23 protein-coding genes are annotated in these 23902 nt (G+C 70.4%); 12 read left to right on the top strand and 11 right to left on the bottom strand.

The window, feature by feature from the left end; translation table 11 throughout:
* Positions 1-21: 21 nt before the first annotated feature.
* Positions 22-2823 carry a vitamin B12-dependent ribonucleotide reductase gene (locus FOF48_RS13565; protein WP_143901575.1) on the bottom strand — a complete coding sequence of 934 codons (2802 nt, stop codon included), beginning with the start codon at positions 2821-2823 and terminating at the stop codon, positions 22-24.
* A gap of 615 nt (positions 2824-3438) precedes the next feature.
* On the opposite strand from FOF48_RS13565, the gene FOF48_RS13560 reads away from it, so the two are divergent.
* Positions 3439-3774, top strand: coding sequence for a ferredoxin (locus FOF48_RS13560; RefSeq protein ID WP_143901573.1), 336 nt, complete (start codon positions 3439-3441; stop codon positions 3772-3774).
* Positions 3775-3828: 54 nt separating this feature from the next.
* Here the strand turns inward: FOF48_RS13560 and FOF48_RS13555 are convergent, their stop codons facing one another.
* Together FOF48_RS13555 and FOF48_RS13550 are read right to left on the bottom strand one after the other, a co-directional pair.
* On the bottom strand, positions 3829-4542 hold the full coding sequence (locus tag FOF48_RS13555) for a Bax inhibitor-1/YccA family protein (RefSeq protein ID WP_143901571.1): 714 nt from the start codon (positions 4540-4542) through the stop codon (positions 3829-3831).
* A 72-nt stretch (positions 4543-4614) separates the two neighbouring features.
* Positions 4615-6072: a hypothetical protein gene (locus FOF48_RS13550; protein ID WP_370456584.1), complete on the bottom strand. Its 1458-nt coding sequence runs from the start codon at positions 6070-6072 to the stop codon at positions 4615-4617.
* A gap of 240 nt (positions 6073-6312) precedes the next feature.
* Between FOF48_RS13550 and FOF48_RS13545 the strand changes: the two genes are divergently transcribed.
* The 6 genes from FOF48_RS13545 to FOF48_RS13520 all read left to right on the top strand — a co-directional run bounded on the left by FOF48_RS13545 (position 6313) and on the right by FOF48_RS13520 (position 10952).
* Positions 6313-6753, top strand: coding sequence for a hypothetical protein (locus FOF48_RS13545; protein ID WP_143901567.1), 441 nt, complete (start codon positions 6313-6315; stop codon positions 6751-6753).
* A 277-nt stretch (positions 6754-7030) separates the two neighbouring features.
* The gene (locus FOF48_RS13540) at positions 7031-7525 is read left to right on the top strand and encodes a hypothetical protein (protein WP_143901565.1); all 495 of its coding nucleotides are present in this window, start codon (positions 7031-7033) and stop codon (positions 7523-7525) included.
* A 37-nt stretch (positions 7526-7562) separates the two neighbouring features.
* Positions 7563-7946, top strand: a complete 384-nt coding sequence (locus tag FOF48_RS13535) for a hypothetical protein (RefSeq protein WP_143901563.1) — start codon at positions 7563-7565, stop codon at positions 7944-7946.
* A gap of 23 nt (positions 7947-7969) precedes the next feature.
* Positions 7970-8581, top strand: a complete 612-nt coding sequence (locus FOF48_RS13530) for a hypothetical protein (protein ID WP_143901561.1) — start codon at positions 7970-7972, stop codon at positions 8579-8581.
* Positions 8582-8591: 10 nt separating this feature from the next.
* Complete coding sequence (locus tag FOF48_RS13525; protein ID WP_143901559.1) at positions 8592-10331, top strand: hypothetical protein; 1740 nt, start codon at positions 8592-8594, stop codon at positions 10329-10331.
* 72 nt (positions 10332-10403) lie between these two features.
* Complete coding sequence (locus tag FOF48_RS13520; RefSeq protein ID WP_143901557.1) at positions 10404-10952, top strand: isochorismatase family protein; 549 nt, start codon at positions 10404-10406, stop codon at positions 10950-10952.
* A 25-nt stretch (positions 10953-10977) separates the two neighbouring features.
* On the opposite strand, the gene FOF48_RS13515 is transcribed toward FOF48_RS13520, so the two are convergent.
* From FOF48_RS13515 to FOF48_RS13490, 6 genes are all read right to left on the bottom strand, one after another.
* Complete coding sequence (locus FOF48_RS13515; RefSeq protein ID WP_143901556.1) at positions 10978-11850, bottom strand: metal ABC transporter permease; 873 nt, start codon at positions 11848-11850, stop codon at positions 10978-10980.
* Entirely contained in the window at positions 11831-12652 is an 822-nt protein-coding gene (locus tag FOF48_RS13510; protein ID WP_370456575.1) for a metal ABC transporter ATP-binding protein, read from the bottom strand. The genes FOF48_RS13515 and FOF48_RS13510 overlap by 20 nt, the downstream gene beginning before the upstream one ends.
* A complete protein-coding gene (locus FOF48_RS13505) occupies positions 12639-13502 on the bottom strand; it encodes a hypothetical protein (RefSeq protein ID WP_143901554.1) in 864 nt (287 codons plus the stop codon). The genes FOF48_RS13510 and FOF48_RS13505 overlap by 14 nt, the downstream gene beginning before the upstream one ends.
* Before the next feature lie 4 nt (positions 13503-13506).
* Positions 13507-14430, bottom strand: coding sequence for a metal ABC transporter substrate-binding protein (locus FOF48_RS13500; RefSeq protein ID WP_143901552.1), 924 nt, complete (start codon positions 14428-14430; stop codon positions 13507-13509).
* A 22-nt stretch (positions 14431-14452) separates the two neighbouring features.
* On the bottom strand, positions 14453-15778 hold the full coding sequence (locus FOF48_RS13495) for a zinc-regulated TonB-dependent outer membrane receptor (protein WP_186001890.1): 1326 nt from the start codon (positions 15776-15778) through the stop codon (positions 14453-14455).
* A 135-nt stretch (positions 15779-15913) separates the two neighbouring features.
* Positions 15914-16333: a hypothetical protein gene (locus FOF48_RS13490; protein WP_143901549.1), complete on the bottom strand. Its 420-nt coding sequence runs from the start codon at positions 16331-16333 to the stop codon at positions 15914-15916.
* 347 nt (positions 16334-16680) lie between these two features.
* On the opposite strand from FOF48_RS13490, the gene folE reads away from it, so the two are divergent.
* From folE to FOF48_RS13465, 5 genes are all read left to right on the top strand, one after another.
* On the top strand, positions 16681-17250 hold the full coding sequence (folE, locus tag FOF48_RS13485; RefSeq protein WP_221938237.1) for a GTP cyclohydrolase I: 570 nt from the start codon (positions 16681-16683) through the stop codon (positions 17248-17250).
* Positions 17247-18674, top strand: a complete 1428-nt coding sequence (locus FOF48_RS13480) for an FAD-binding oxidoreductase (RefSeq protein WP_143901545.1) — start codon at positions 17247-17249, stop codon at positions 18672-18674. The genes folE and FOF48_RS13480 overlap by 4 nt, the downstream gene beginning before the upstream one ends.
* Positions 18675-18904: 230 nt before the next feature.
* Positions 18905-19645 carry an RNA polymerase sigma factor RpoD/SigA gene (locus tag FOF48_RS13475; protein WP_143901543.1) on the top strand — a complete coding sequence of 247 codons (741 nt, stop codon included), beginning with the start codon at positions 18905-18907 and terminating at the stop codon, positions 19643-19645.
* A gap of 141 nt (positions 19646-19786) precedes the next feature.
* A complete protein-coding gene (locus FOF48_RS13470; RefSeq protein WP_143901541.1) occupies positions 19787-20527 on the top strand; it encodes a tetratricopeptide repeat protein in 741 nt (246 codons plus the stop codon).
* On the top strand, positions 20524-22392 hold the full coding sequence (locus FOF48_RS13465; protein ID WP_143901539.1) for a long-chain fatty acid--CoA ligase: 1869 nt from the start codon (positions 20524-20526) through the stop codon (positions 22390-22392). Before FOF48_RS13470 ends, FOF48_RS13465 begins: the two co-directional genes overlap by 4 nt.
* 169 nt (positions 22393-22561) lie before the next feature.
* Here FOF48_RS13465 and FOF48_RS13460 read toward each other — a convergent pair whose 3' ends face one another.
* Both FOF48_RS13460 and FOF48_RS13455 read right to left on the bottom strand, forming a co-directional pair.
* Positions 22562-22795, bottom strand: a complete 234-nt coding sequence (locus FOF48_RS13460; RefSeq protein ID WP_143901537.1) for a twin-arginine translocase TatA/TatE family subunit — start codon at positions 22793-22795, stop codon at positions 22562-22564.
* Between the two features lie 78 nt (positions 22796-22873).
* A complete protein-coding gene (locus FOF48_RS13455) occupies positions 22874-23902 on the bottom strand; it encodes a sensor histidine kinase KdpD (protein ID WP_143902161.1) in 1029 nt (342 codons plus the stop codon).

Genomic DNA, 23902 nt, shown 5'->3' with positions numbered 1-23902 from the left:
TCCTGAACGCGCCGCCGCGGCCTAGCTGCAGCCGCTCGTCGTGCCGCAGTTCGCGCACTTGTAGCAGGCGCCACTGCGCACGGTGATGGCGCCGCAGGTGTGGCAGGGCGGGGCGTCCGCCTGGTTCAGGTACGTGCTGCGCGAGTTCATCGCGGACAACTGCAGCGTCCCCTGCGTCGGCACCGCCGCTTGCGTCACCGGCTCCGGATGGGACTCCTCCACCGGCGTCACCTCCGCCTCGTCGCCGCGCGGCGAGGTGGGCAGGAACTTCAACGACAGCCACCGGAAGATGTAGTCCGTGATGGACTTGGCGATGGGGATGGCCGGGTTGCCCGTGAAGCCGCTCGGCTCGTAGCGGGTGTGGCAGAACTTGTCGGCCAGCACCTGCATCGGCACGCCGTACTGGAGCGCCAGCGACACGCTGGTGGCGAAGCTGTCCATCAGCCCGCTGACCACCGAGCCCTCCTTCGCCATCACCACGAACAGCTCGCCCGGCGCGCCGTCCTCGTACATGCCCACCGTCAGGTAGCCCTCGTGGCCCCCGATGGAGAACTTGTGCGTGATGGACTGCCGCTCGTCCGGCAGCCGGCGACGGCGCGCCTTGGGCTCCGGCATCACCGCGGGCGCGGGCTCGGCGGCCACGCGGCGGGCCTCCGGGGCCTTGTCCTGCGACGTGTTGAGCGGCTGCGTGCGCTTGCACCCGTCGCGGTAGACCGCGATGGCCTTCAGGCCGCTCTTCCACGCCTCCACGTACGCCTTCTCGATGTCCTCCACCGAGGCGTCGTTGGGCATGTTGACCGTCTTCGAGATGGCGCCAGAGAGGAACGGCTGCGTCGCGGCCATCATCTCGATGTGGCCCATCCAGTGGATGCTGCGCTGTCCCTTGGACGGCTTGAAGGCGCAGTCGAACACCGGCAGGTGCTCCGGCTTCAGGTGCGGCGCGCCCTCGATGGTGTCCTGCCTGTCCAGGTACGCGACGATGTCCTGCGCCTGCGTCTGCGCATAGCCCAGCTTCTCCAGGGCCAGCGGCACCGTCTGGTTGACGATCTTCAGCATGCCGCCGCCCACCAGCTTCTTGTACTTGATGAGCGCGATGTCCGGCTCGATGCCGGTGGTGTCGCAGTCCATCATGAAGCCGATGGTGCCCGTGGGGGCCAGCACCGTCACCTGACTGTTGCGGTAGCCGTGCTCCGTGCCGTGCGCCAGCGCGTCGTCCCACGACGCCTTCTGCGCCGCGTACAGCTCCGCGCTCACGCCGTCCTGGGACAGCTGGTACGCCGCCTTGCGGTGCTTGCGGATGACCCCCAGCATCGGCTCCGCGTTGTTGCCGTAGCCCGCGAACGCGCCCTGCTTCTGGGCGATGCGCGCGCTCGTCGCGTACGCCTCGCCGCACATCAGCGACGTGATGGCCGCCGCGTAGTTGCGGCCCGCGGGCGAGTCGTACGGCAGGCCCGACGCCATCAGCAGTGCGCCCAGGTTCGCGTACCCCAGGCCCAGCGGCCGGTAGTCGTGGCTGTTCTTCGCGATGCGCTCGGTGGGATAGCGGCTGAAGCCGACGATGATCTCCTGCGCCAGCAGCACCACCGACACCGCGTGCTTGAACGCGGCCACGTCGAAGCCGCCCTCCAGCGTGCGGAAGTGCATCAGGTTCAGCGACGCCAGGTTGCAGGCCGAGTCATCCAGGAACATGTACTCGGAGCAGGGGTTGGACGCGTTGATGCGCGCCGTGCCGGAGCACGTGTGCCACGCGTTCACCGTGGTGTCGTACTGGAGGCCGGGGTCGCCGCACAGGTGCGCCGCCTCCGCGATCTCGCGGAACAGCTCCCGCGCCTTGAACGTCTCCACCACCTGGCCGTCGCGCACCGCGCGCGTCTGCCACGGACCGTCATTCACCACCGCGTTCATGAAGTCGTCGGTGACGCGCACGGAGTTGTTCGAGTTCTGGAAGAACACGGACCCGTACGCCTCGCCGTTGAAGGAGGGGTCGTAGCCGGCCTCGATGAGCGCCCAGGCCTTCTTCTCCTCGTTCGACTTGCAGCGGATGAACTCGAGGATGTCCGGGTGCTCGGCGTTGAGGATGACCATCTTCGCCGCGCGCCGCGTCTTGCCGCCGCTCTTGATGACGCCCGCGAACGCGTCGAAGCCGCGCATGAACGACACCGGTCCGGACGCGGTGCCGCCGCCCGCCAGCAGCTCCTTGCTCCCGCGGATGGAGGAGAGGTTGGAGCCCGTGCCGCTGCCGTACTTGAAGAGCATCCCCTCCGTGCGCGCCAGCCCCAGGATGGACTCCATGTTGTCGTCCACGCTGTTGATGAAGCACGCCGAGCACTGCGGGTGCGCTTCCACGCCCACGTTGAACCAGACGGGCGAATTGAAGGCCGCCTTCTGCCGCAGCAGCAGGTGCGTCAGCTCCGCGTGGAACGTGTCGCGGTCCGCCTCCGACGCGAAGTAGTGCCCGTCCTCGCCCCAGCGGGCGAGGGTGTCCACCACGCGCGCCACCAGCTTGCGCACGCTCGTCTCACGGTCCGGCGTCCCAGGCGTGCCCCGGAAGTACTTCGACGCCACGACGTTCGTCGCCAGCATCGACCAGGACTTGGGGACTTCGATGTCCTTCTGGTCGAAGACGACCTTGCCGTCCTCGCCCTTGATGCTCGCGCCGCGGGACTCCCACGCCAGCTCGTCCGCCGGATCCACTCCCGGCGTCGTGAAGAAGCGCTCCAGGCTCAGCCCCGTCGTGGTCGTCGCGGCCTTCCCCTTCGCCCGTCCCCCGCGCCGCGACTCCTTGCCTCCCACCACCGGCTTGCCACCCAGTTCCTTCTCCATGAGGCCCACCTCCAGATTCACTGAGAGTGCTGATGCAAAGTTTGCGGAAACGCCAACGCCGCGAGATCCCAGGGATCCGTTGCTCACGCGTGGACACAGGAAAGGCGGCGCTGGGATGGTTCGGGGCGGGCGGAAACCAGTGGACGCATCCCTGGAATCCGGGCCCGGGCCTGACTGCCCACCCGCCGGGCGGGCGGATCCATATGATCGCCGGGGGGGGCCGTCAATATCCCCCGACTCCCCTATATCTAGTGTCCGGTTTCAACGTACACACTTCATTTTGTGTGCCTTTGGACTGGAAAGACCCTGAGGCGCTGCTCTCCTGCGCAGTGGGTGTGATCCTGACCCAAGGCTGATCTAGGAACCCGGTTCCCAGGTGGCAACGGCTGCCGTGGCTGGCGATGTAGGGTCATGACCCTGCATCGCCACGGGGACCGCCAGAGGGGGACGCCAAGCGCTCGTGATCACTCGCGGATGTTTGCTGTCAGTCCGTGCACCGGGCGGAGGGGGACTCCCTGGCTCGCGCGGCTGGGGGCCCGGGCGGAGGGGGCCTGACGGCTCGGGCGCTGAACGGGGGCATCGATTTCGACGGTCGGGCGCGTTAGGAGGCGAACCATGCCGCCTCCCTTTGAACGCCATGTCTTCGTCTGCACCAACCGTCGCCCGGAGGGGAACCCGAAGGGGTGCTGCGCCTCCAAGGGGGGAGAGGAGGTCCGGGCGGCCTTCAAGGAGGAGCTCGACAAGCGCGGGCTCAAGCGCACGATGCGCGCCAACGCGGCGGGCTGCGTGGACACCTGCGCGTTCGGCGTCTCCGTGGTCGTCTACCCGGAGGGCACCTGGTACGGCGGCGTGAAGGTGGAGGACGTGCCCACCATCGTCGAGGAGCACCTGGTGCAGGGCCGCCCCGTGGAGCGGCTGTTGATGCCCTTCAACAAGAAGGCGGAGCGCTGAAGGCGGCTCTCGAGCCACCTCGCGCCCCGCCTCGGGAAGCCTGGAGCCCGTGACTTAGCGGCGCTTGCCCAGCAGGCGCACGAGCGACAGGAACAGGTTGATGAAGTCCAGGTAGAGGGTGAGCGCGCCCACGATGCTCACCGCCGCCGTGCTCTGGTAGCCGGTGCCCGCGTGGTACTCGCGCAGCTTCTGCGTGTCGTAGGCGGTGAGGCCGGCGAACACGAGCACGCCCGCGCAGGCGGTCACGAACGACACGGCGTCGCTGCGGATGAACAGGTTCACCAGGCCCGCGACGAGGATGCCGATGAGGCCCATGAAGAGGAACGTGCCCCAGCCGCTCAGGTCCTTCTTGGTGACGGTGCCGTAGACGGCCATCGCGCCGTACACCGCGGACGTGATGAAGAACACCTGGGCGAGCGAGCCCGCCGTGTAGATGAGGAAGAGCACCGACAGCGTCACGCCGTTCATCGCCGAGTAGCCCAGGAACATCATCGCGGCCACCGGGCCGGACAGCCGGGGCGCCAGGAACGACAGCGCCATCACCAGGCCCAGCTCCGCCAGGATGAGGCCCATCCGGTACTCCAACGCGATCTGGAGCAGCGCCTGGTTGGTCACCGTCAGCAGCGCCATCACGCCCGTCAGCGCCAGGCCGGCGAACATCCAGCCGTGCACGCGCGACATGAACGCGCGCTGCGACTCCTGCACCAGGACCGAGTCCACCTCGGCCTCCCGGCCGCTCTGCCACCCACCCGAAGATTCCCACGCCATGTGTTTCGTTTCCTTTCGGACCGGGCCCACCGAGCCCCGGCCTCTGTCTAACGAGGACCCCTGGAGGACGCTTTAAAGCGCCTTCCAGGCCAGCAAAAGCTTCGAGGCGACTTCCGTCGTGATGAGGGGCAGCACGCCTCCGCCGCCCACGATGTTGACGATCTCCGACATGGACCCACGGCACACCCCGCCCCACGCGGGCTGCTTCGCCAGCCCCACGGACGCATAGGCCGAGTAGTCCACGAAGAACGACGTGGGGAGCACGCTGTTCTGCCCGCACAGCAGGTGATCCTCCGGCTGCGTGTCCACCACCTCCTGGACGACGAAGCCGCCACCCTGGGGGTCCGTGGCGGCGTGCTCGCACAGCTGGGCCCACGTCTTGGATTCACCGTAGGCGCCCTTGACGCGCTCCTCGTAGGGCACCGTGCCCACCGAGCGGCCCAGGAACACCGCCTTGCCGCCGTAGTCCCAGGCGCGCTTGAGCACGAAGCGCGCGGGCTCCTGGGCCACGCGCGCCACGATGTCGTCCACGCGCGCGCCGTCGGGACCCACGCCGGGTCCGTGGCGGAAGGGGCGCGTCCACGGCACCGCCGCGCGCACCGCCTCCAGCTCCTCCGGCGTGAGGCCCGCGCGCTCGGCGAGCGCGGCGTCCGTCACCGCCTGCGACAGCAGCGCGAACGTCGTCTTCACCTCCACCTGCGAGGCGGGCGGGTTGAGGAACACGGCCTTCTTCCCGGGGACCGTGCCCAGGAAGTCCTCCATCCACGGAGCGGGGGACTGCTCCAGACGGCGCACGAACAGGTGGCGGTAGACGAGGTCGTACTTCTTGCTGTTCGCCGTGAAGGCGTCCTCCCCGGACACGTCCTCCGGGTGCACGATGTCCGCGTCCGCGCCGAACTCGCGGAAGCGTTCGCACAGCCAGCGCAGCTCCGTCACCTGCGCGTCGTTCTTGCGGCACAGCAGCGCCACCGTGTCCGGCATCTTCCCGTCGCGCTCGGCCGCGTAGCCGTCCAGGAGCGCGCGGTAGAGCGCCAGCGCGTTGTTGCCGTTGAGCGTGAGCAGCGCCGCGAGCCCCTTTTCCGGGTAGCGCAGGTGCCGCGCCACGACCTCGATGAAGGTGCGCGCCGCGATGTCCGAATAGCCCTGCATGGCCGGGATGGTGGCGTTGACCTCCAGCGCCCACGGCTGGCCGCCGGACACGAAGTAGTCCACGCGCGTCGTGACGAGCTTGCGGCTCGCCTCCCACGTGCGCTCGGCCAGGGCGCGCTCCAGCGGCGACAGGCTGCCCAGGAGCGTGTGGGCGTCGGGTCCGCCCAGCACCGCGCGGGCCATCTTCAGCGTGGCGGAGGCCAGCTTCGCGGACAGGAGGGCGCGGCGTTGGATCTCCGCCGCGTCCAGGATGACGGGCGTGGCGGTGATGGGGATGGGCTGGGTGCTGCCATCCGGCTTCGTCACCGCGAGGCCGCGCTGGTAGGCGGTCTTCGCCAGCTCCGGTCCAAAATAGTGTGCCTGCCTGCGCAGGACATCCATGAGCTCGTGCACGCGCGGAACCTACGACCCCTGGGGCTCGTGGGTCCACAACCCGCGCTTCGCCGGGCGCTTCCCCAGGCGGTCCCCCGCCGCGTCCCGTCCGAGGAGCGTCCAGGCGGACGGGCGCGGCGCCCGCCACTCCGGGCTTCGGGCCCCATCGCCCGGTGCCGGGTCCTCGCTTGCGCCCGGACGGGGAGGTCGCTTAAAACAACTCAGTTGCTTTTTCGAGATTGAGTGGACGTGAGCCGCCTTCAACGCCCGACCCATGCGAGTCGCTCCCCGTCGCGCCTGCTGGCGCTGCCGTGGGTGCTCGTGTGCGTGCTGGTGTACGTGGGCAGCGTGCTCCACTTCGCGCTCGTGCAGCACACGACGTGCCTGGAGCACGGGGACGTGATGCACGTGAGCGAGGCCTCGGCGTCCGAAGGCCCGCCGGAGGAGGAGGTCTCCTTCGACGACGCGCGCGTGGCGCGGGCGCCGGTGGCGAAGGCTTCGCCCCATGGTGCGGAGGCTCACTGCCACCACGCCTTCTTCCGCCGCGAGGCCCCGCCTCCGGCCGGGTCGGCGCCCGTCGTGGCCGCCGTCTCCACGCGCTCCAGCCCCGCGCTGGCGGTGTTCCGCTTCCACGCGGCCCCCGTCGCGCTGCTGAGACTCGCGCCCAAGTCATCACCGCCGCGCACCTGATCTCCGCCGTCGAAGCCCGTCGTCTCCGCCCGGCGTGTCTCCACGGGGCGGGAGGTGTCGTGGCCTCCGGTGGCTTCGGCGTGCGCGTTCCCGTCCACTGACGGAGAGGGCGCACGCGGAGGCCTCGGGCCACGCACCCTCGCGCGCTTCGCCTCGCGGCTCCGCCTTCCAGTCCCGTCCGGTTCCTCGCGGACCCTCCCTGTCGGGGAGGTGTGCGCCGTGCGCCCACGGAGGCTGGAGTTCCCGCAGTCCATCCCTTGTCCATGGAGTTCCCATCATGAAGAAGAAGCTGCTGTCCGCCCTGTTGCTGTCCACCGCGCTCCTCGCCGTGGGTTGTGGTTCCGACGCCGAAGACGAAGGCTCCGTCGACGAGGAGGGCTGCGAGCACCTCCAGAAGGGCCCGGCGGTCAACGTCACCGCGGCGGCCTCGGGCCAGGGCCCGTCCGTGAGCAACAACCACACGCGCTACGACATCGCGCTCGTGGACGTCGCGGGAGGCAAGGGCGGCACGGTGTCCTTCGCCGTCGCCGAGGCCACCGACTACGTCCTCTTCACCAGCGCCCCGGTGCCGGTGAAGGTCACCAACGGCAGCGGCGCGCCGGTGGAGTTCGAGGAGAGCACGAACAGCTCCGCGCTCTGCTCGGACATCCAAGGCCGTCACGTCGTGCCCCTCAAGGTGGGCACGCACACGCTCACCTTCGGCCCCTCGACCCTCTCCTCGGTGTCGCTCGTCATCGAGGAGTCGGGCGCTCACGACCACGCCCATGAGTAGCCCGACCCCTTCCGCCCCTCTCCTCACGGAGCCCCCCATGGGTACCTTCCAGCAGTTCCTCGAACACCAGAAGATCTCCCCGGCGCTCTTGCTGCGTCGCTCGGCGCAGCTCGAAGCCCAGACGTCGGAGGACCGCGTCCTCGAGCGCAAGCGCTCCACGCGCCGCCGAGACAAGGAGCCGCAGCAGAAGTCGTACGCGGAGCTGGGGTTGGGCAAGCCGCGCAGCGGCCGGGGGCTGAGCGCGCAGCAACTCGCCGCCGCGCGCGAGGACAAGCCGCTGTCCCCTCGCGTGCGCGCCAAGCTGGTGCGCGCCGTCAACGCGCTGCTCGCGAAGAGCGGCGCCGCGGCCGTGGATGCCCGGGCGCTCTTCGGCGACGTGGCCGCGCGCGTGGGCCCCACCGCGAAGAAGACCGCTTCCTAGCGAGGCCTTCCGTGAGGCGCCCCATGTCCAAGGTCTTCCCTGGCGGTGATGGTTCCCTGCTCCCCTGCGACGTTCGCCGCGACGGCGACCGTCTGTTCGACGTGGCCATGTGGTGTCTGGGGCAGGACGTGCGCTGTCCGGACGGCAACGTGCTGCTCCGTCACGGCCTGGTCCGCGAACCCCGGCCTCCGGGCGTGGAGGGGCAGAGCGCCTACCAGGGACGGCTCGCGGACGGCGGGCGCCTCACGCTGTGGGGGTTCGGCGCGCTGTGCGACACGTGCGGCGCCGCCATCTTCGTGCCGCGCGATGGCTTCGTGCCCCGGTGGGTGGAGGGGGCATGCGGCACGGCGTTCCGCGCGGAGGACGTGGGCCCTCGGCGGGACGCGGCCTCCGGGGCGGAGCGCCGGGCGGCGCGGGCGGGGCTCGCGCTGCTGGCGGACTGGCTCGCGGAGTACGAGGCGTGGGTGGCCCGCGACGTGGGCCTGGCCTGGCGGCGCGAGTGCCTGGCGGCGCGTCGCAAGGCCTCACCCATTCCCGCGGAGGAGTTGTCGAACGCCTGGAAGCGGATGGCCGCGCGCGTACGCGCGACCGACGCCGGAGTGCAACACCACGCCGCTCCGATGACCGGAGCGTGAGGAGGACATCATGCTGGCACGCCTGTTCCGAGCCGATGCGCCGTCCGTGCATTCCCACGTCGCGTGGGAGGACCTCCCGGATGAGGCCCTCCCCCCGCCGCCGCTGTGTGAAGGGTTGGGAGACGCCCAGCTGCCAGTGACGACGCGAGTCCCCCTGGCGCAGGCGTACTTCAATCAGGGCCTGCGCCTGTTGCACCTGGGCTGGGCGCTGGAGGCCCGCCGCGCCTTCGCGGAGGCCGCGCGCCAGGATCCTTCTCTCGCCATGGCGTGGTGGGGGCTCACGCTCGCCCGGGGCGTGGGCGCGCGCTTCACGCCGGACCGCGCGGAGGCCAGCCGCAAGGCGCTCACCCTGGCGGAGGGCGCCACCGACCTGGAGCAGCGGCTGGTGGTCGCCGCGAGCCTCCTCGCGGACAAGGGGCCCGCCAATGGCAGACCGGCCTTCGTGCGCGAGATGGAGTGCCTCACCGACCGCTTCCCCCAGGAGCCCGAGCCCCGCCTGTTGCTCGCGGGCTTCCTCCTGGACGGCTACGAATCCGACGGGCGCCCTGGCCAGGGACAACCCTACGCGCAGCTCATCCTGCGGGACCTGCTGCGCGCGCACCCGCGCCACGCCGGGGTGCACATGGCCTGGGTCCAGGCCTGGCTGCCCAGCTCCCGGCCGGAGATGGCGCGTGAGAGCGCGGAGCTGCTCCCGTCGCTCGTGCCCGCGGGGAGCCCCGCGTTGCTCGCCTCGGGGCGCCTGCTCCTGCGCCTGGGGCGAGGGTTGGAGGCGAACCGCTGCCTGGAGGCGGCGGTCGCGGCGGATGACGCCTACGTCGCCCGTGAGTCGCTGCCCTTGGATGTCGCGCCGAGCGCGGATCCCGCCCTGCGCCTGTTGAGCGAGGGTTGCGCGGAGGTGGGGCAGTACCGCGGCGCGCAGGTCTGGGCCCGCAAGCTGCGCCAGCGGGTGGACGCCGCGGGCTCCCGGCCCCAGGCGGTGCTCTTCGCCGCGACCACGTTGGTGGCCGCGCACCTGCGCTTTGGCTTCTGCCGCGCGGCGGCGGAGGTCCCCCTGGAGCTGGGCGACAACGCCACCGTCGCGGAGAAGGGGCTGCGCGACGCCGTGCGCCTGTACGCGCGCGCGGCCTGCGCCCTGGAGACGGGGCGGCTGGGTGACGTGGAGCGTGCGTGCCTGATGCTGGATGCGCTGGTGCCCGCGCTGTCGGAGGCGCCCCGCTCCGAGGGCCGCGCCCTGTGTCCCCGCGACGTGGCGCGCACGGTGGAGGTCGCCGCGCAGGAGCTTCGAGGCACGCTGGATGCGCGCCGGGGTGACTCCGGCCGCGCGGAGGCCGCGCTCACGCGGGCCCTGCGCCTGGAGCGCCGCCTGCGCCCCGTGGGGCCCGCGCTCTTCTGCCGCCCGCCCCGTGAAACGTTGGCCCGGATCCGCCTGCGCTTCGGCCGCGAGGAGAAGGCCCTGGAGCTGGCGCTGGAGCGGGCCGGGGAGCGGCCCGGGTGTGGCCACAGCATGCTGCTGGTCGCGGAGGCCCATGTGGCCTGCTCGTGCATGTCCGAGGCGGCGCGCGACTTCGAGGCCGTGCTGGACCTGTGGCGGGACGCGGATCCGCACCTGCCAGGCCTGCAGCGCGCGCGGGGCTTCACGTCCGGCGGGTGCAGGGGACGCGCCGCGCTCCGGAGAGTGCCCGATGCGCCGGTGGACACCGGGCCCGTCCCTCGGGGTGGGGGAGGGCCCTGGACCGTTCACGGAGGCTGAGGGCGTACGCCACCGCGCTTGACGGACGCGCGCCCTTCACGTCACTAGGGGGCCTCTCCAAGGAGCCGCCCCATGCCTTCGTTCCGCCTGAAGCCCGAGCAGGCCGCGTTGCTCGTCGTCGACGTCCAGGAGCGCCTGTGCGCCGCGATGGACCGCGACGCCCTGGACCGCATGCTCGCGCGCACCGGCGCCGCGGTGGAGGGCGCCCGGGCGCTGGGTCTGCCGGTCATCGTCACGGAGCAGTACCCGCAGGGGCTGGGCCGCACGCACTCGCTCCTGAAGCTGCGGCTGGGGGAGTTCAAGCCGCTGGAGAAGCTGGAGTTCTCCGCCGCCACGCCGGACGTGCTCGCCGTGCTCGGGGACCGCAAGCAGGTGTTGATCACCGGCATGGAGACGCACATCTGCGTCTTCCAGACGGCGCGCGACCTGGCGGAAGGCGGCCGGGAGCCGTGCCTCCTGGCGGACGCGGTGCTGTCGCGCACGGAGGAGGACCGCCGCGTGGGCCTGGAGCTGTGCCGCGACGCGGGGGCGCGCGTCCTCACCGTGGAGTCGGCCCTGTTCGACATGCTGGGCCGCGCGGGCACGCCCGAGTTCAAGAAGGTGTCCGCCGCCGTCCGCTGAACCGGGACGACGGCGGGGGGGCCGCTCACGCCTTGCGCTGGAAGGGCAGGCGCACCAGCCGCACGAGCATCATCAGCAGCACCAGCACCCCGGACAGGACGGTCTGCGAGCCGCCCACCGGGAAGTCGTAGACGTACGCGAACAGGTAGCCGCCCGCGCCCGCGATGCCGCCCAGCACGGTGGCGGTGAAGAAGGTCCACGGCAGCCGCAGGTCCAGCACCAGCGCGGCGATGGCCGACAGCGTGGAGAACGCGAAGACGGGCAGGGCGCCCAGGGCCCGCGCGCACACGCCCACCATGATGCCGATGGACACCATCAACACCGTGTCCAGCAGCCGCACCGGCAGCCCCTGCACGGTGGCGCCGACGCGGTCGAAGCTCACGAAGGTGATGCCCCGGTACCACCACAGGTGCAGCACCATCAGCACCGCGCCCGCCACCGCCACGGCGTGGAGTTGATCCGGCGTCACCAGCACCGCGGTGCCGAAGAGGATGCCCTGGATGTCGTGGGCCTCCTGCGCGATGCGGTCACCCACGAGGATGGCCGCGCCGCCCGCGAACGCGAACGCGCACCCCAGCAGGCTCTCCCGTGACAGCCGCAGGTGCGAGGGCTCCACCATCAGCAGCAGGGTGGCCGCCACCGACAGCACCACGGCGCCCACCAGCGGGTCCACATGGACGCCCAGGTGGATCTCCGCGAAGAAGGCCAGCGCCACGCCCAGGCCCGCGGTGTTCGTCACCGCCGCGCTGACGAACACCATGCGGCGGAGCACGACGTAGACGCTGAGGAAGCCCAGCACGCACCCGGCGATGAGCGCGCAGAGGATGGGGTCGCGGAACAGCTCCCAGCCCGCCTGGAACTGTTCCCACTTCGAGGGCTCAAGCAGGGTTGTTTCCACGATGGGGTCCCTGGGGCGCGCTGTGGCAGTAGTCGTCGCCGTACTGGCGGCGGAAGGCGGGGTGGCAGAACACGGTGCGTGCATCGCCCATGACGAAGCAGCGGTGCTCGCGGTCCACGAAGAGGATGACGTCGGCGTGCTCGGCGGCGACGGACATGTCGTGGCTCACCACCACCACGCCCAGGCCCCGGTCGTGCGCGAGCGCGCACAGCCGCAGCATCGTCTGCTTCTCCGCCACGGCGTCCATCGCCGCGGTGGGTTCATCCAGGAGCACCACGTCCGCCTCGGTGGCGATGACCCGCGCCAGCAACGCGCGCTGCTTCTCGCCACCGGACAGGTCGCGGAAGGGCCGCTTCGCGATGGCGCGCGCGCCCGCCGTGTCGAGCGCTGCCTCCACCTTGTGGCGATCCGCGCGGCTGGGGAACGGCCGGAGGAAGTTCCACCCGGACAGCCGTCCCCACCCGGTCAGCTCACGCGCGTGCACTGGCAGGAGCGAGTCGATGGAGGACATCTGCGGCACGTACGCGCTGCGGATGTGCGGCGCGCCCAGGGCAATCCTCCCGGACACCGGCGGGATGAGGCCCAGCAGCGTCTTGAACCAGGTGCTCTTGCCGGAGCCGTTGCGGCCCACCACCGCCACGAACTGCCGGCGGCGCACCACCAGGTCCATGGGCGGTAGGATGTCCTTGCCTCCATAGCCGATGACGAGCTGCTCGCACTTCAGCAGCGGCTCGCCCGGCTCTGGCGGCGGCGCGGCGCGGTGCCCCCGGTCCAGCTCCGTCTCGTGCTCACCATGCGCCACGAGTCACCTCCGCGGTGGGGCTCACCTGGGCCACCTTCTCCAGCAGCGCCGCGCGCACCGCCGCGTTCGCGGGCGCGTCCAGGTCCATGACGCCGTCCGCGCCCACCGTCACGGCGGACCAGTCCACCGCGTCGAAGAGCGTCGGCGTCAGCGCCAGCTTCAGCCCCAGCGACACGCGCGGCTTGTTGTCCCGGTCGGCGGGCACGTCCAGGTCGCCGGTGAGCAGCACCACCGGCGTGGCCTCCGTCCCCGTCGCCGCCGCGGTGAAGCGGAAGGGCAGCGCCCCCGCGAAGCGCGCCGGAACGCGGCCATCGCGCACGCTGCCGCTCAGCCGCAGGGCGGTGACGGACCAGCGTCCGCGGGACAGCGTCGTTCGTCCCAGCTCACAGCCCGGCCGGCAGGTGACGCCCACGGTCTGGGGGGTGAGCAGGTCGAACTCGGTCTGTACGGGCAGGTTGGCCACCGTGGTGGTGGTGCTGCCGCCACCGCCGCCCAGCTCCGCCTCGATGTCCGCGTAGTCCACCAGCGCCCCGTCATCGCGGTGGCAGTGCCCGTTGTGGCACAGCGTGTAGCCCGGGGGCGGAGAGGACGGGTCGAACGTCGTGGTGCCCCCGCCGCCGGAGCTGGCCAGCAGGTCGATGCTGCCCAGGCTCACCGCGCCGGAGTCCATGCGCAGCTGGAAGTCGGAGGCGAGCGCCTGGTAGCCGTCACCCGCGTCGCGGCGGGGCAGCGGTGTGTAGGAGGCCTCGACGGTGGGCTCCAGCACCGCGAAGTTCTCGCCCGCGTCGAACGCACAGCCGGACACGAGCGCGAGGGGGATCAGCCAGGCCTTGGATGCGAAGCGCTTCATGGCGTCACTCCCCCTTCCCGGTGAGGCCCTGCTCCAGCCGGCTCACCATCAGGTCCATGCGCTGCAGGTACGTCTGGCCTCCGCGGAAGTCCGTGCCGCCGGGAAGCGTGACGAGCGACGCGGGGATCTTCGACGCCACGAGCTTCGCGATGCTGTCCGGGTAGTAGTCCTCCTTCAGCACCATCCGCGCCTTGCGCGCCTTGCCCTGGGCCAGCACCTGCGCGACATGGGACGGGTTCGGCGGGATGCCCGGCTTGGGCTCCAGGAACGCGATGGTGGTGAAGCCCAGCCAGTCCTGCAGGTACGCCGTCGTGCGGTGGTACGCGATGACGGGCACGCCCTTGAGGCCCGCGAGCCGCTTCTCCCAGCCCGCCTGCGCGGCCTGCAGCTCCTGCGTGAACTTCGCGAGGTTCGCCTTGTAGGTGGCCGCGTTCTTCCCATCCAGCTGGGACATGCGCGCCTCGATGCCGCGCGCCACCGCCAGCGCCTGCCGCGGATCATAGAGGTAGTGCGGGTTGCCGCCGGGGTGCACGTCGCCCTGGCTGCGGTCCACCTGCGTCGTGGGCACCTCCTGGAGGTTCACCAGCCGCGACGCGTCCAGGTAGCCGTCGTTGCCCGTCTGGATGCGGTTGTTGCGCGCGCCCACCTGGAGCGTGGGCAGCCAGCCGATCTCCAGGTCCAGGCCCGCGGCGATGAGCAGGTCCGCGCGGTTGAGCGCGAGCGCCAGGTTCGGCTTGGCGTCCACGAAGTGGGGGTCCTGCGTGGGCAGCGCCAGGGACGTCACGTCCACCTTGTCCCCGCCCACGGCCTTCGCCAGCGCGGCGAGGTCCGGGAGGGTGGCGACGACCTTGAGCTCCGCATGCGCGGGAGCAGCGGCGAAACAGACGACGGCGGCGCACAGGGCCGCGAACAGGCGAAGGGAACGCATGGAAGGGCTCCGGAAGAAGGGATCAGAAAGCATGGGCACCGTGGGCGCCGGTCACGACTTCAAGCGCGAGGAAGGCCGAGTAGTCCGGCGTCGCGCGCCAGCCCACGCGGTCCGTGGCGGCCTGCAGGCGCAGCCGGGAGAACTCGGTGGGCCAGAACGTCACGGACGCGCTGATGCGCTGGCGGTTGGCGATCCACTCGGGGTCGAGCGGATCATTCGCGACGCGGCCCTCCTGCGTCTTCGCGGGCGTGCCGAACTCGTAGCGCACGCCCGTGGCCCAGCGGTTGGAGAAGCGCCACACCGTCTGCGCGTAGCCGCCCCAGTCGGACAGCACGTCCTCCGGGACCTGGCGGCGCCGGTAGATGACCTCCGCCTGGAACACCAGCTGCTGCGCGCTCTGCTCCGTGATGGGCCGGAACTTCACGTAGACGTCCGTGCCGTAGAGGCTGGTGTGGTTGCGGTAGCCCGTGGCGTTGGGCCCGGCCGCGGCGGACAGGCCCCACAGCAGGGACAGGTCGTCCGACAGCGGGAAGAACTGCTTCACCGCGCCCGTGAGCTGGAAGTCCAGCGGTGACAGCACGCGCTCCGGGGTCGCGCCGAAGAAGCTGCGCGCCGTGGCCTCTCCCTTGGCGTCGGTGGCGCTGCCGACGACCTCCACGTACCAGGGCAGCGGCGTGAGCCAGGACGCCTCCACGCCCAGGCCCCGGTTGCCCTCCGCGCCGAACACGCGGCTCATGACGAAGGGCTGGTCGACGAAGTCCCACGCATGCGGGTGGGTGGAGTTGATCCGCCCGAAGCGGGTGAGGAACTGGCCCGCGCGCACCTGGAGGTTCGCGGGCAGGTCCAACGTGGTGGCGTAGGCCTCCTCGATCTCGACGCCGAACTGGCTGAAGACGATGTTGCTGTCGAAGCGGAAGTACGGATCCACCACCGAGCCGATGGACAGCTCCAGCTGCTGGAGGTTGAAGCCGTTCTGCGTCGGGTCGTGTCCTCCGCCCTGCAGGGGCTCCTTGCTGGAGAAGGCCGCCAGCGCCATGTCCAGGATGAAGCTCAGGTTGAGGAAGTTGGTGCCGCTGGAGATGGCGTTGGGCAGCTTGAGCGGCGTCACGCCCGAGTCGTTGGTGGCGGTGGGCGACGCCGGGGACGTGCTCCCGGAGGGGCGCGCGCGGGTGCTCGTGTCGGAGCCCAGCGCCTTCTCGATCTCCGACATCTCCTCTGGGCTCAGGGCCGGCGTATCGCTGGCCGGCGCGGGCTCGGGTGGGGACTCGGAGGCGGGTGGGGCGGCGGTGGAAGGGGGCGATGACTGCTGGGCCCAGGCGGCGCTCGCGGACAGCTGAGCGGCGAGCATGACGGCAAGGGCGCGGGAATGCCTGCGCGGAAGAAATGACACGGGTGACTGCTCCTCGATACCGGACGGCCGGGGAGCACGATGCCCCGCGACGACCGTCGACCAATGACCTGCTTCACGGACACGACACGCGGACTACGCGTGCGTCGGAGGCGAGGCCTTGGGCGCGGTGTCGAGGACGGCGAGCGGCGCGAAGGAGCGCGGCGGCGCGGTGGGCGGGTGGTTGCTCTCCACGCACGCCGAGACGGCGAGGGTCTCTCCCGCGAGCGGCGCGGTCGCCTGCGGGGCCGCCGTGAGCAGCGGACATGTCTCGTGGTTGAGGCCCGGTGCATCCGCCACGGCGCTCGGGACGGACGCGATGACGGAGATGCGCTCGGCGAAGCGGGACAGCGAGGGGTTCGCGCGCCGCGCGTCCTCTTCGAACGTCTGGTGCTGCGGACAGAACCGATGCGCGTGCTGCTCCACGTGCAGCACCAGCCCCAGCGGCTGGATACCCCAGAGCGCGACGAGCAGCATCGCGGTGAGGCGGGCAAGGGTGTGGGCGCGCGAAAGCATCTGGGGTTCCCGACTGGCTTACTGTCGGCCCCCGGGAGTGTCAAGGCAGGCAGGGGGCGTACGTCTCGGGGGCGACCCGGTGACGGACGGTGGGGCGGGGTGGCGATTCAACGTCGACGCACGAACCTCTGGCGTGGAGGCCGCGCCTGAAACACGAGGACACGGGAACGGTGTTTTCATTCCAGGCGTCCCTTCTGGCCGCATCGGTTAGGTTGGATGAGCCTCACCCACAGGCCCCCGCGCCAGGAGTTCCGCCGCCCGTGCCCCCCTCCCGCCCCCGTCGCCGCGCCCCCGCCGCCCAGGCCCAGGCCCAGGCCCCCAGCGCCGCGCGTCCCGACTCCGCCGCCATGGCCCGCGCGGTCCGAGACTTCCTCACCGCCGCGGGCCTGTCCCTGGACGACGTGAACCTGGTGGACACGCCGAAGCGCGTGGCCGACGTGTGGATGAACGGCTTCCTCGACGGCTATGGCCGCACGCCCGAGGAGGCGCTCGGCAAGACCTATCCCGCGCCCCCCAACTCCTCTGGCGAACTGGTCGTGGTGACGGACCTGCGCTTCCACTCCATGTGCCCTCACCACCTGCTGCCCTTCACCGGCCGCGCGCACGTGGCCTATGTGCCTGGCTCGCGCGTGGTGGGCTTCGGCCGGCTCGCGGGGCTGGTGGACTGCTTCGCGCACCGGCTCATCCTCCAGGAGGACCTGGCCCGTGAAGTGGCGCAGTCCCTGGCGCGGGTGCTCGACAGCCCCGCCACCGCCTGCATCCTGGAGGCGGAGCAGGCGTGTCTGCGGTTGCGGGCCGACCACCAGCGCGACGCCGTCACCCACGCGGAGGCCTACGAGGGCCGCCTGCGCCGTGACGGCCCGCTGCGCCGCGAGCTGTGGGCCCGGCTGGGCGCTCGCCCGGGGGCCTGGCGATGAATCCGGCCGCCCAGACCTTCGAACGGGTCGCGCCCGAGCGCGTGACGCAGGTGCTGGAGGCCTTGTCGGAGGTGCTGGCGGCGGGACAGGTGAAGCGCGACGCGGATTCGCTTGCGGCCTATGCGCGCGATGAATCCGACAGCGGCGTCTATCCGCCGGACGCCGTCCTGCTGCCGGAGACCACCGCGCAGGTGTCCGCCATCTTCAAGGCCTGCCAGGCGCACGGCGTGCCCTTCACCCCTTGTGGCGCGCGCAGCGGCAAGAGCGGTGGCTCGCTGCCCCTGAGGGGCGGCATGGCGGTGAGCCTGGAGCGCATGAACCGGATCCGCTCCATCTCCACGGAGGACCTGACCGCGGTGGTGGAGCCCGGCGTGGTGACGGGCGACTTGATGAAGGCCGTGGAGGCGCAGGGCCTCTTCTATCCACCCGACCCGAACTCCTGGGAGTTCTGCACCCTGGGCGGCAACGTGGCGGAGAACGCTGGCGGCCCCCGCGCCCTCAAGTACGGCGTCACCCGCGATTACGTCATCGGCCTGGAGTGGGTGCTCCCGGACGGCGAGGTGCTCCGCGTGGGCCGGCGCACCATCAAGGGCGTGGCGGGCTATGACCTCGTGGGGCTCTTCGTCGGCTCCGAGGGCACGCTCGGCGTGGCCACCGAAATCACGGTGCAGCTGATTCCCCTGCCGCGCCAGGTGATGACCGCGCTGGTGGTGTTCCCCTCCGTGCTGGCCGCGGCCCGGGGCGTCTCCGCGGTGCTCGCCGCCGGCATCCTGCCTCGCTGCCTGGAGCTCATCGACGAGGTGGCCGTGCAGGCCATCGTGCACCGGGGCAGCTTCCAGTTCCCCCCGGACGCGGGGGCGGCCCTCATCGCCGAGGTGGACGGCAACACACCCGAGGGCGTCCTCGCCGAGCTGAACCTCCTGGGAGGCATCTGCGACCAGCACGGGGCCACCCAGACCCTGGTGGCTCAGGACGATGCCCAGCGCGAACGGTTGTGGGCCGCGCGCCGGGTCATCTCTCCGGCATTGCGCGCGCTCAAGGCCGCGAAGATTTCGGAGGACATCGTGGTCCCCCGCTCGAAAATTCCCGAGATCATCGAGCGGCTGAAGCAGATGGGAGAATCGCTGGGCCTCACCGTGGCCACGTATGGCCACGCGGGTGACGGCAACCTGCACGCCAACATCCTCTACGACGGTCCCCACCAACGCCCGCTCGTCGAGGAGGCCCTTCGTCGGATGTTGGAACTGACGGTCTCCCTGGGGGGCACCATCACCGGTGAGCACGGCGTGGGCCACGCCAAGCGGGAATATCTGGCGCTGGAACAGGCCCCCGCGCTGCTGGACCTCCAGCGACGCCTGAAGGCCTTTTTTGATCCATCAGGGCTGCTCAACCCCGAGAAAATCTTCCCCGCTCCCAAGCGTTGAAGAATTCGTGGCCGGAAACGTAGGTGCTGTCCCACCCGTCGCGTCCCTCACCTTTCGAGGCCCGCGGGGACGAGTGCGTGACGGGCTTTTGACAAGGGTAAGCGGGCGAAATGCCCTTCTTGGCAGGAATGAGAAACCCTTTCCGTCGTTGCGCGTCCTAGTGACAGGTGGACGCGGTTCGTCGGGGGATTCATCGCGTCCGGCAGTTACGAACGGAAGGACGGGAAATCATGGCCAACTCGACGAAGTACGCGGCAGAGGGCCTTTCGCATTACCTGCGTCACCTGGGGGGGCACCAGCAGCTCACCCGTGAGCAGGAGTATGAGCTGGCCCGCCAGGCCCGCAAGGGTGACGAGAGCGCCCGGCAGACGCTCGCCAGCTCCAACCTCGCTTTCGTGGTCGCGGTCGCGAAGAAGTTCGCCAACCGCGGGGCCCGCCTGGACGACCTCATCCAGGAAGGCAACGTGGGCCTGATGAAGGCCATCGAGCACTTCGATCCGAAGAAGAACGTGCGCTTCGCCACCTATGCCGTGTGGTGGATCCGCGCCTACATCACCCGCTATCTGAAGGACAACCGCAGCCAGGTGCGCGGCGGCGAGGCGGAGCGTGGCAGCATGGTGGACTTCTCGCTGGATGCCACCATCGACGAGGAGGGCGAGACGACCTTCCTCGACCGGCTGGAGGACGGCGGCCCCTCGCCGCAGGAGACGTTCCTCTCGCGCGAGCAGGACACGGAGATCCAGGACGCCCTCGCGAAGGTGCGCAAGCGCATCGGCGACCTGGGCTGGGACATCCTCCAGGAGCGGCTCACGCAGGACAAGCCGCTCACCCTGGAGGAGCTGGGCCAGCGCTGGGGCGTGTCGCGCGAGCGCGTCCGTCAGGTGGAGCTGAAGACGAAGAACTTCCTGGAGCGCTACCTCATCGCCTTCAATGAGAACGAGGAGCACACCGCCACGGCCGACGCGGCCTGAAGCGGCGAAGCGGCAGAAAGCACGGACGGCGACGGGGTCTGGCGGGGTGTTCGCACCTTGCCGACCCCGTCTGCTTTTTTGCCGCGCTGCGTCTGGCGCGTTCGGTTGATGGTAGGCAAGCGTGCGTGCTAAGGCATTTCGATGCGCCTGAAATTGCTTGCCCTAGGGCTGCTTTGGGCCCTCCCCGTCGAGGCGGCGGAGCCAGCGCTGCTCGAGCAGCTCGACGCGTTGTTTTCCAGACGCAACGACGCCGAGGCGGTGAAGGCGCTGGAGACGGGGCTCAAGGACGCCCTGGCGGCGGCGCCGGAGGACTTCGACCTCGCGTGGCGCAAGGCGCGCATCCTCCAGTGGCAGGCGGACGGCGCCACGGAGAAGAAGCTGAAGATGGTCCTGGGCAAGCAGACCTGGGAGGCCGGTGACAAGGCCGCGAAGCTCCAGCCGGCGCGCGTGGAGGGGCACTACTTTGCCGCATGCGGCATTGGTTCCTACTCGCAGGCCGTGGGCATCATGAAGGCGCTGGGCGACGGGCTGGAAGGCAAGTTCAACGAGCGCCTGGACACCGCGCTGAAGATCGACCCGACGTACGAGTCCGGCGGTCCCTGGCTGGTCAAGGGGCGTTACTTCTATGAGCTGCCGTGGCCGAAGCGTGACCTGGGGAAGTCCGCGGAGTACTTCCAGAAGGCCATCGCCCGGTTTCCGCAGTCGCTGCGCGCGCACTACTACCTCGCCGAGACGCTCCTGAAGGACGGCAAGGCGAAGGACGCGAGCGCCGCCATCGAGAAGGTCAAGCAGGGAAGCACCGCGTACAACCCCGCTGAGGGGCAGCGTGTGCAGCAGTGGGCCAAGAAGGTGGATGCTGACATCCAGGAGGAGCTCAAGTGAGGGCAGAGAGTCAGGTCACGACGGCTCCCGCGGCGGGCGGGACGCAGGAGCAGAACCTCGTCCAGTTGCTCGTTCAGCGGGCCCAGAATGCCTCCAAGGTGGGGGCGACCCACAAGAAGGATGGGCGCTGGCAGGACGTCACGTTCTCGCAGGTGCTGGAGGACGTGAAGGCGCAGGCCGCGGGCCTCATCGCCCAGGGCGTTCAGCCCGGGGACCGGGTGGCCATCTTCGCGAACACCAGCCTGCAGTGGATCATCGCGGACCTCGCCATCACCGCGGCGCAGGCCATCACGGTGCCCATCTACGGCTCCAACACGCCGGATGAGTGTCGCTACATCCTCAACCACTCGGAGACGAAGGTCCTGCTCGTCGACTCCGACGAGAAGGACGCCAAGCAGGCGGGCCGGCTGTCCCGCGTCCGCTCCAAGCTGGGGGACATCCCGGCGCTGCAGAAGATCATCGTCTTCGAGGGGCCCGTCTCCGGCGACAAGGAGCTGTCGCTCGCGGACATGATCGCCTCCGGCAAGGGGCATCCCCAGGCGACCGACGCCGCCTTCGCCGAGCGCGTGGCGCAGGTGAAGTCGGAGGACACCAACCTCATCATCTACACCTCCGGCACCACGGGCGACCCCAAGGGCGTCATCCTCACCCACGGCAACTGGGCCTATGAGGCGAAGGCCACCCTGGCCATGGGCATGATGGTGCCCAACGACACCGTGATGCTCTTCCTGCCCCTGGCGCACGTGTTCGCCCAGGTGGTGAAGGCCGCGTGGCTGGCCCTGGGCTTCCGGCTCATCATCGCGGAGTCGGTGGACAAGCTGCTGGCGAACCTGGCGGAGACGCGCCCCTCGGTGCTGCCGTCGGTGCCCCGCGTGTTCGAGAAGGTCTACAACAACGTCGTCGCCAACGGCTCCGCGGCGCCCGGCGTGAAGGGCAAGCTGTTCAAGTGGGCCTTCGGCCTCTTCGACGAGTACGCGGAGGCGCGCGCGCAGGGCCGCGAGTACAACTCGCTGATGTTCACCCTGGCGAAGAAGCTGGTCTTCTCCAAGGTGCGCAAGACGCTGGATGAGAAGCTGGGCGGCAACATGCGCATCTTCATCTCCGGCGGCGCGCCGCTGTCGCGGAAGATCGCCTACTTCTTCGACCTGCTCGACCTGAAGGTGCTGGAGGGCTACGGCCTCACGGAGACCAGCGCTCCGTGCAACGCCAACCGGGTGGAGAAGATCAAGATCGGCACCGTGGGCCCGCCGGTGCCGGGCACGGAGATCAAGATCGCCGCCGACGGGGAGATCCTCGTGCGTGGCCCCTGCGTGATGAAGGGCTACTACAAGAACCCCAGCGCCACGGCGGAGGTGCTGGAGCCGGACGGCTGGTTCCACACCGGCGACATCGGCGAGGTGGACTCCGACAACTACCTGCGCATCACCGACCGCAAGAAGGACATCATCGTCACCGCGGGCGGCAAGAACGTGGCGCCGCAGAACATCGAGAACACGCTCAAGACCTTCCCGCTCATCAGCCAGGCCATGGTGTACGGCGACAAGCGGCCGTTCCTCGTCGCGCTCATCACGGTGGCGGAGGACCCGGCGCGCAAGCTGCTGGAGGACAAGGGCATCGCGGTGGGCACCTACGCGCAGAACTCCCAGCGGCCGGAGATCAAGACGGCCGTCGAGGAGATCATCAAGAAGGTGAACGCGGAGATCCCCCCGTACTCCAGCATCAAGAAGATCGCGGTGATGGACGCGGACTTCACGCAGGAGACCGGCGAGCTCACGCCCACCCTCAAGGTGAAGCGCAAGGTGGCCAGCCAGAAGTACATCAAGACCATCGACGCCATGTACGAAGGCGCGAAGGTGGCGGACTAGGCCCGCCCGCCCGCGCTCCCCAGACCGCCCAGGGGAGCGCGCGGCATGCATTGCATGATGAAGCCCGACGCCCGTCCATGGACTGCTTCACGCGGTCCGCGGTACGGGCGTCAGGGCCTTCAGCGTCCATGTCCCGGGGAAGGGCCTTCGTGGGCCCTCCCGCGCGGCGTCAGGCGTGGTGGCTGGGCGACTTGGCGGCGACGTCCTTGTCCACACCCGAGGTGGCGGACAGCGTGCCCTGCTTCTTGTCGCTGGCCTCGTCCTTCTCGTCACCGGAGAAGCCGCGCTTGAAGTTGCGGAGCGCGCTGCCCAGGGACGAGCCGAGCTGTGGCAGCCGCGAGCCGCCGAACAGCAGCAGCAGCGCCGCGAAAATCAACAGAATCTCAGGAAGCTTCAAACCCATGGCTTCGCTCCTCGCGAAATGCGCGCAGGAGCATACCGGGGGGAGGTGGGTCGCGCTAGCAACTCCCGCGTGGGCGGCTTACGCCTGCCAGCCTGCTGGCTGCCCCACGTCTCTGGTCAGGGGCACGGGGAGCGTGAGGAACAGGGTGCTGCCGCCCGCGTCCGCCTGGGCGCCTACCTGGCCGCCGTGGGCCTCCACCTCCTGCCGGGCCAGGAAGACGCGCAGCGGATCCTCCAGCTTGCGCTCGCGGAAGGCGCGCTCCTCGCACTGGAAGATGGCGGAGGTGTCCTCTTCCGGAACCGCCGCGCCGTCGCGGCGCACCTCCACCCTCACCTGGTGCCCCTGGGGCGTGGCCCGCACGTGGAGCTCCTCGCCCGGTTGGGCGTGGCCCAGGTGGTGGTGCACGAAGGCCTCCACCGCGTGCTGGATGCGGCCCGCGTCCACCTCCATGTCGGGCAGGTCCGGCAGCGGGTCCATCACCAGCGCCACGTTGGCGGCGGACGCGGCGGCGCGCATGCGCTCCACGGCGGCGGCCAGGATGGGCAGGAGCGGTTGTCGTTCGCGCTCGCACGCCAGCGCGCCCAGGTCCGCGCGGCTGGAGTCGAAGAAGTCCTGGGCGAACGCGAGCGCCCGGTCCGCGTTGCGCAGGATGGTCTCCAACCCGCGCTGCGCCTTGGGCTCCAGCGGCACGCGCCCGTTGAGCAGCAGCGCCGCGTACGAGCGGATGTTGGCCAGCGAGCCGCGCAGGTCATGCGACGCGAGCGACAGGTAGCGCACGCGCTCCGCCACGCGCCCCTCGGGCCTGGGCGCCTCCGCGGCGCTCCATGGCTCCGGCAGCACCCACACCAGGCGCCCACCCTCCGCCAGCAGCTCCTCGCCCACCCGCACCGCGCGCTCCTCGCGCTCCCACAGGTCCCGGGCTCCGTCTCGCTGGTGGAAGCCGGCCGCCGTCATCAACCCGTCGATGCCGTCCGTCCCCGACAGGGGGGGCAGGGCGTCCAGTCCCAGGTACTCCAGCAGCAGGGGGCCGAGCAGGCGCGGCACCCCCTGGCGGGGCAGCAGCACGAGCCCAGGCGTCGGCTCGGTGGCTCCGGATGTCTCCCCCAT

Origin of the sequence: Corallococcus sp. Z5C101001 (assembly GCF_007352635.1) — a bacterium.
Taxonomy (GTDB): domain Bacteria; phylum Myxococcota; class Myxococcia; order Myxococcales; family Myxococcaceae; genus Corallococcus; species Corallococcus silvisoli.
The sequence above is the reverse complement of the archived record's forward strand: the minus strand, read 5'-3'. Positions and strand labels throughout refer to the sequence as shown.